Genomic DNA, 6,403 nt, shown 5'->3' on the forward strand with positions numbered 1-6,403 from the left:
CAAGCTGTGGTGAACCAGGAGCAGGTAGCCATCGTCGGGATGGGCGTGTTCCTCCCCGGCGCGTCCACTGTGGACGAATACTGGCGGAACATCGTCTCCGGCGCCGACTCGATCACCGAGATCCCGCCGCACCGCTGGGATCCGAGTTTCCACGACGGTGACGGTCGGACCCCCGACCGCACCTATGGGCGGCGCGGCGGCTTCGTCGCCGACAGCCTGGACTTCGACGCGACGGCGCTCGGCATCGCCCCCAGCTCCGTCAGCGGGATGGAACCGGACCAGCTGGTCGCGCTGGCCGTGGCCGCTTCCGCGGTCGAGGACGCCGGTGGCCTGCGACGGCTGGGCGACCTCGAACGCGTGGGCGTGATCCTCGGCAGGGGCGGCTACCTCTCGCCCGGGCTCCAGCGATTCGACCAGCGTGTCCGGTCGGTCCGCCAGATCACCGGCGCCGTCCGGGAACTCCTCCCGTCGGCGCGGCCGGAAATGCTCGACAGGCTCCGGGAGGCGTTGCTGGAACCGCTCGGCGAGTTCCGGCCCGACACCGCGATCGGGCTGGTGCCGAACCTCGCCGCGTCACGCGTCGCCAACCGCCTGGACCTCGGCGGCCCCGCGTACACGGTGGACGCCGCCTGCGCGTCCTCGCTGCTCGCGGTGGACCAGGCGATCGGCGAGCTCGCCCGTCGCCGCTGTGACGTCGTCCTGGCGGGCGGCGTGCACCACTGCCACGACGACACGCTCTGGTCGATGTTCACCCAGCTCGGCGCGCTGTCACCGAGCCAGCGGATCAGCCCGTTCTCCCGGGACGCGGACGGCTTGCTGATCGGCGAGGGCACCGCGATCGTCGTGCTGAAACGGTTCTACGACGCGCGCCGCGACGGCGACCGGGTCTACGCGGTGCTGCGGGGCTCGGGGACGTCGAGCGACGGGAAGGGCGCGAGCCTGCTCAGCCCGGCCGTGGCGGGGCAGACCCTGGCGCTGCGCCGCGCGTGGGCGTCGGCGGGCCTCGATCCCACCGCGCCCGGCGCGCTCGGCCTGCTGGAGGCGCACGGGACCGCGACGCCTGCCGGGGACGCGGCCGAACTGGCCACCCTCGCCGAGGTGTTCGGCCCGCCGGAGGGACCGCGCGCCGTCATCGGCGCGGTGAAGGCGATGATCGGGCACACCATGCCGACCGCCGGGGCCGCCGGGCTGGTCAAGGCGGCGCTCGCGCTGCATCACGCCGTCCTGCCGCCGACCCTGAACTGCGCCGATCCGAGTCCGCTGCTGGACAAGACCAGGTTCCGGACCCTGTCCGCCGCTGAGCAGTGGCAGGCGGGCGACGTCCCCCGCCGGGCGGCGGTCAACGCCTTCGGCTTCGGCGGCGTCAACGCCCACGTGGTGCTGGAGGAAGCCGATCCGGCGCCGACCCGTCCGCGCCGGGCGAAGGTGACCGGGGAACCCGAGCGGATCCTGCGCCTCGCGGCGTCCACTCCGGACGGGCTGCGCGACCTCCTCGACCGCCCGGATCCGGAATCCGGCGGGAACGGCCCGTGCCGGATCGGGATCGTCGGGCCGACCGAGAAACGGCTGGAAGTCGCGCGCCGGGTGCTCGCGAAGGTCGCGGCCGAGGGCGGATCCTGGCACGGTCCCAACGACATCTGGTGCGGCACGGCGCCTCTGCTGGAGCAGGCCGGGGCGAAGACCGCGTTCATCTACCCGGGACTGGAAGCGGACGCGGAGCCGCGCTGCGCCGACGTCGCCCGGCACTTCGGCCTGGAGCGGCCCGAGTGGTCGACGGCGAGCGTGCTCGCGCGCGCGTCGAGTGTTTCGCAGGTCGGGTTGCTGCTCGACACCGCGCTGCGGCGCCTCGCCGTCAAGCCGGATCTGCTCGCCGGGCACAGCGTCGGGGAGTGGACCGCGATGCAGGCGGCCGGGATGTACCCAGGACAGTCCACAGAGGACATGCTGAACCGGTACTGGCCGCAGGGATTCACCCTGCCGGACGCCGAATTCCTGGTGCTCGGTTGTTCCGCGGAACGGGCGGAGGCGCTGCTCGGCGCCGAACCGGAACTGATGATCTCGCACGAGAACGCGCCGCGGCAGACGATCGTGTGCGGCGATCCGGCGGCCGCCGCCCGGCTCGCCAAGCTGTGCACGCAGCACGGCGTCGTCGCCAGGACACTGCCGTTCCGCTCCGGGTTCCACACCCCGCTGATGCGCTCCCGGCTCGGCCCGTTCACCCGGCTCGCCGCGGAACTGGACCTTAAGACGCCGCGGATCCCCGTCTGGTCGGCGACCACGGCACGGCCGTATCCCGCGGATCCGGTGGAGGTCCGCGAGCTGTACCTGGCCCATCTGGTGCGCAAGGTCCGGTTCCGGGAACTCGTGGACGCGCTCTACGCCGACGGCGCCCGGGTGTTCGTGCAGGCAGGCGCCGGGCAGGTCGGCTCGTTCGTGTCGGACACGCTGGGCACGCGTCCGCACCTGGTCATCCCGGCGTCCTCCGGCACGAGGCCGGGGCTCGCCCAGCTGCGGCGGGTGGCCACCGCGGTCTGGGTGGAGGGCGGACGGCCCGCGTTCGACGCGCTGGAGCCGCGCCGGACCCGGATCGACACGGCGGGCACGCTGCTCTCGGTCGACGGCGACGTCAAGGGCCTGTTCGAGAGCGTCGGCGAGCTTCCCGACCTGGCCGACGGGATACCGGACGCGATCGTCGCGGAGTTCACCGCGCTGCTCGCCGAGACCCGGCAAGCGGCCGCGACCGTGGCCAACGCGGCCGCGCGACGTACGGTCGAGTCCACTGTGGACGCCTCGCTCGCCACGATGCCTTACCTGGTCGACCACCGCTTCTTTCGGCAGCGTGAGGGCTGGCCGGAGGAGGCGGACTACCGGCCCACCGTGCCCGCGACGACGCTGGTCGACCTGGCCTGCCGGGAGGCGGAACGGGCCTGGCCGGGCACGGTCGCGACCGGCGTGAGCAACGCGGCGTTCTCCCGGTGGCTGATCGCCGCCCCGGCGGCACGCGTGCCACTGTCGATGACCCGTGAGGGCGACCGGATCAGTGTCCAAATAGGACCGCACGCCAGTATGGACGTCCATCTGGCTCGGCGGTATCCGGCAGCGCCCCGGCCGTCTCCCTCGCCGGGGCCGGAAACCGCGCCGCCGTTGACCGCCGCCGAGATCTACTCGCGCCGCGAGATGTTCCACGGCCCCGCCTACCAAGGGCTCGCCAAACTCGTCGGGCTCGGTGAACGGCACATCCGCGGCGACCTCGTCGTCCCGTCGGCGCCCGGCGCGCTGCTGGACAACGTCGGCCAGCTGCTGGGCTGCTGGCTGATGGCGACCAAGGCGGACGCGCTGCTGGCGTTCCCGACGTCGATGGGCCGGATCACCTGGTACGGCCCGGAACCGGTGCCGGGCACCACGGTCGGCTGCGTGGTCCGGGTCCGTCTGCCGCGGCCGGACGTGCTGGAGATGGACGCCGAACTGGTGCGGGACGGTGTCGTGCTGGCCAGGATCGAGCAGTGGCGGGACATCCGGTTCCCGTGCGACCGGCCCGCCCACCGGGTCTACGCCTTCCCGGACCGGCACCGGCTGGCCGAGGACCACCACGGTGGCTGGACGGTGGTCACCGACCGGTGGCCGAGCCCGGCCGCGCGTGACATCTACGCCGGCATCTACCTCGGCGCCGAGGAGCGCGCGGAGTTCGCCGCCTGCGCGCCCCGGCGGCAGCGTGGCTGGCTGCTGGAACGGATCGCGGTCAAGGACGCGGTCCGCGCGAAACTCGGCTTGGACGGCGTCTATCCGGCCGAGCTCCGGGTGAGCGCCGACGGCACCAGGGTGACCGGGGTCCACGGCCGGACCTTGCCGCCGCTCGCGGTGGCCGTCGCGTCGGCGGGAGAGGTCGCGGTCGCGCTGGTGCGGGAAGCGGATGGGGCGCCGCCCCGGATCGCGGTCCGGGCCGAAGGAGAGTTGGCGGGGCTGGCCGAGGAGATCGGCGTCGGCGCGGAGTTCGCCGGAATCCCGGGGTACGTGGTGGCCTGGAATCGCGGGTAGGAACAGGAGTAGAGCAATGACGATCGAACAGCAGAGCCCGACGTCGGTCTTCGGCACCGTGGCCGAGTTGCTGAGAGAACTGGTCGGGGACGTCGACGTCCTCGGCATCGAGATCACCCCGCGGACCACCTTCCACGAGGACCTCGGGCTGGAGAGCATCGACCTGGTGACCTTTGCGAGCATCCTCGCCGAGTTCTTCGGCGAGGACGTCAACCTCGCGGAGTTCCTGGCGGAGAAGGATCTCGACGACGTCATCGGCCTCCGGGTCGGCGACATCGCGGACTACGTGGCCGCCCGCCTCGGCGAACGGGGGTGAGGCGGTGCCGACGATGACCGTCAACGGGCTGCGCACCAACGTGCAGCTCGTCCCCGGCGGCGGTACGGAGACCGTGGTGTTCCTGCACGGGATGGGCACCGACAGCCTGGCGAGCTTCTACCTCACGCTGGCCCCGCCGGTCGCCGCCGCCGGGGTGGACGTGATCAGCTACGACCTGCGCGGGCACGGCAAGACCGAGCGTCCCGAACGCGGGTACACGATCGCGGACTTCGTCGCCGACCTCGACGACCTGCTGGTCCAGCTCGACCTCGACCGGCCCGTTCACCTGGTGGGCAACAGTTTCGGCGGCACCCTCGCGTACAGCTACGCGGTGGCGAAACCGGAGCGGGTGCGCAGCATCGTGTGCATCGAGTCGGAGCCCGCCACCGAACTGTGGGCGGGCAAGATGGCGCAGATCCTCGAACACACCGTGCGCTTCTTGAAGGTCGAGGAGAGCTTCGAGTGGATCGAGGCCAACTACAGCGCCCATCACCGGCGGCTCGCGAGGATGGCGGCCGAGCGGATCACGGCCACGTCGATGGCCGAAGAGGTCCCACTCGGCCCGTTGCTGACCCTGGAGCAGGTGGCGGGGATCGACTGCCCCGTACTGTCCATTTTGGGCAGTCACGGCTATCAGGCCGACGATCTCGACGCGCTGACGTCCTTGTTGCCCCGCGGCGAGTTGCACGTGTTCGAAGGGCAGGGGCATTCGGTGCTCGTCGAACAGCACCGCGAGGTGCGGGAGCTGGTGCTGAACTGGATCTCCCGGCACGGGAGGCCCCGCGGATGAGCCGGTACCTGTTGGTCGTCCCGCCGCTCACCGGACACGTGGCGCCGTTGCGCGCGGTGGCCGGCGAACTGGTGGGGCGTGGTCACGATGTCGCCTGGTGCGGCCCGGAACCGACGACGTCGGAGCTGACGCGGGCGGGCCGGGTGTACGTGGCGGGCGACTCGCTGGAGTTCGCCGTGGAGCGCCGTCCCGAGGGGCTGCGCGGGTTCGCGGCGCTGAAGTTCCTGTGGGAGCAGTATTTGGTCCCGCTCGCGGACGCGATGGTCCCCGGTGTCGACAAGGCGGTGGCCGCCTTCCGGCCCGACGTCGTGATTGCCGATCAGCAGGCCTTCGCGGGCGCTTTGGTCGCGAGCCGCCGTGGCCTGCCGTGGGTGACGTCGGCGTCGACGTCGACAGAACTCGGCGACCCGCTGGCCGCCATGCCGAAGATCGCCGCTTGGGTCGATAAGCTGCAAGAAGACCTCCGGACGCGGCACAAGGTTGCCTGCGGTGACCTGCGGTTTTCCCCCGATCTGGTCCTTGCTTTCACCACCGTGTCGCTGACCGGGCCGATCGCCGAGGCCCGCGCGGTCCGGTTCGTCGGCCCGGCGCTGGCGCCCGCGCCCCCGGTCGGGTTCTCGTGGGACAGGCTCGACGGGCGCCCGCTCGTCGTCGCCACCCTCGGCACCGCCAACGCCGCGCTCGGCCGCCGCTTCCTGTCCGAATGCGTCGACGCTCTCGCCGGGATGCCCGAAGTCCAAGGCCTGGTCGTCGACCCCACCGGCGAACTGCTCAGCGAAACGGTGCTGACCGCCCGGCGCATCCCGCAGGCGGACGTCGTACGGAAGGCCGCGGCGGTGATCTGCCACGGCGGGCACAACACCGTCAGCGAGACCCTCGCGTCCGGGCTGCCGCTGGTCATCGCGCCGATCCGGGACGACCAGTCGATGCTGGCTCAGCAAGTCGAGGCGGCGGGCGCGGGCCTGCGGCTGCGCTTCGACCGCGTGAAGGCGCCGGACATCCGCTCCACGGTCACCGAAGTGCTCACCGAGCCCGCCTACGCCGCGGCGGCCGCGCGGGTGCGGGCTTCGTTCGCGGCGGCCGGGGGAGTCGTGGCCGCCGCGGACCACCTGGAGTCCCTGCCACACTGAGCCCTCCGGGCGCCCACGCGTGCTTGAGCACGTGACTCATGTGCTTGGAGCCGGATCTCGCGTGATCAGACACGGGACTCGCGTGCTTGAAGCCGGGACTCGCGTGATCGGAGCCGGATCTCGGTGTTCGCC

At 72.2% G+C, this 6,403-nt stretch carries 4 protein-coding genes; all 4 read left to right on the forward strand.

What is annotated here, in order from left to right:
* Positions 1 to 6 precede the first annotated feature (6 nt).
* The 4 genes from ACFWMR_RS32320 to ACFWMR_RS32335 are packed head-to-tail and all read left to right on the forward strand — an operon-like array spanning position 7 to position 6,271.
* On the forward strand, positions 7 to 4,035 hold the full coding sequence (locus tag ACFWMR_RS32320) for a beta-ketoacyl synthase N-terminal-like domain-containing protein (protein WP_378381115.1): 4,029 nt from the start codon (positions 7 to 9) through the stop codon (positions 4,033 to 4,035).
* A gap of 16 nt (positions 4,036 to 4,051) precedes the next feature.
* A complete protein-coding gene (locus ACFWMR_RS32325; RefSeq protein WP_093939062.1) occupies positions 4,052 to 4,351 on the forward strand; it encodes an acyl carrier protein in 300 nt (99 codons plus the stop codon).
* Between the two features lie 4 nt (positions 4,352 to 4,355).
* Positions 4,356 to 5,141: an alpha/beta fold hydrolase gene (locus tag ACFWMR_RS32330; RefSeq protein WP_093939063.1), complete on the forward strand. Its 786-nt coding sequence runs from the start codon at positions 4,356 to 4,358 to the stop codon at positions 5,139 to 5,141.
* Positions 5,138 to 6,271, forward strand: a complete 1,134-nt coding sequence (locus tag ACFWMR_RS32335) for a glycosyltransferase (RefSeq protein WP_378381112.1) — start codon at positions 5,138 to 5,140, stop codon at positions 6,269 to 6,271. The genes ACFWMR_RS32330 and ACFWMR_RS32335 overlap by 4 nt, the downstream gene beginning before the upstream one ends.
* Positions 6,272 to 6,403 lie beyond the last annotated feature (132 nt).

It is taken from the genome of Amycolatopsis thailandensis (assembly GCF_042723255.1).
GTDB lineage: Bacteria > Actinomycetota > Actinomycetes > Mycobacteriales > Pseudonocardiaceae > Amycolatopsis > Amycolatopsis thailandensis.

What these genes read in the sequence shown, in the direction of transcription:
- ACFWMR_RS32325 (WP_093939062.1), top strand. Translation starts at nt 4,052, where the DNA reads ATGACGATCGAACAGCAGAGCCCGACGTCGGTCTTCGGCACCGTGGCC.
- ACFWMR_RS32335 (WP_378381112.1), top strand. Translation starts at nt 5,138, where the DNA reads ATGAGCCGGTACCTGTTGGTCGTCCCGCCGCTCACCGGACACGTGGCG.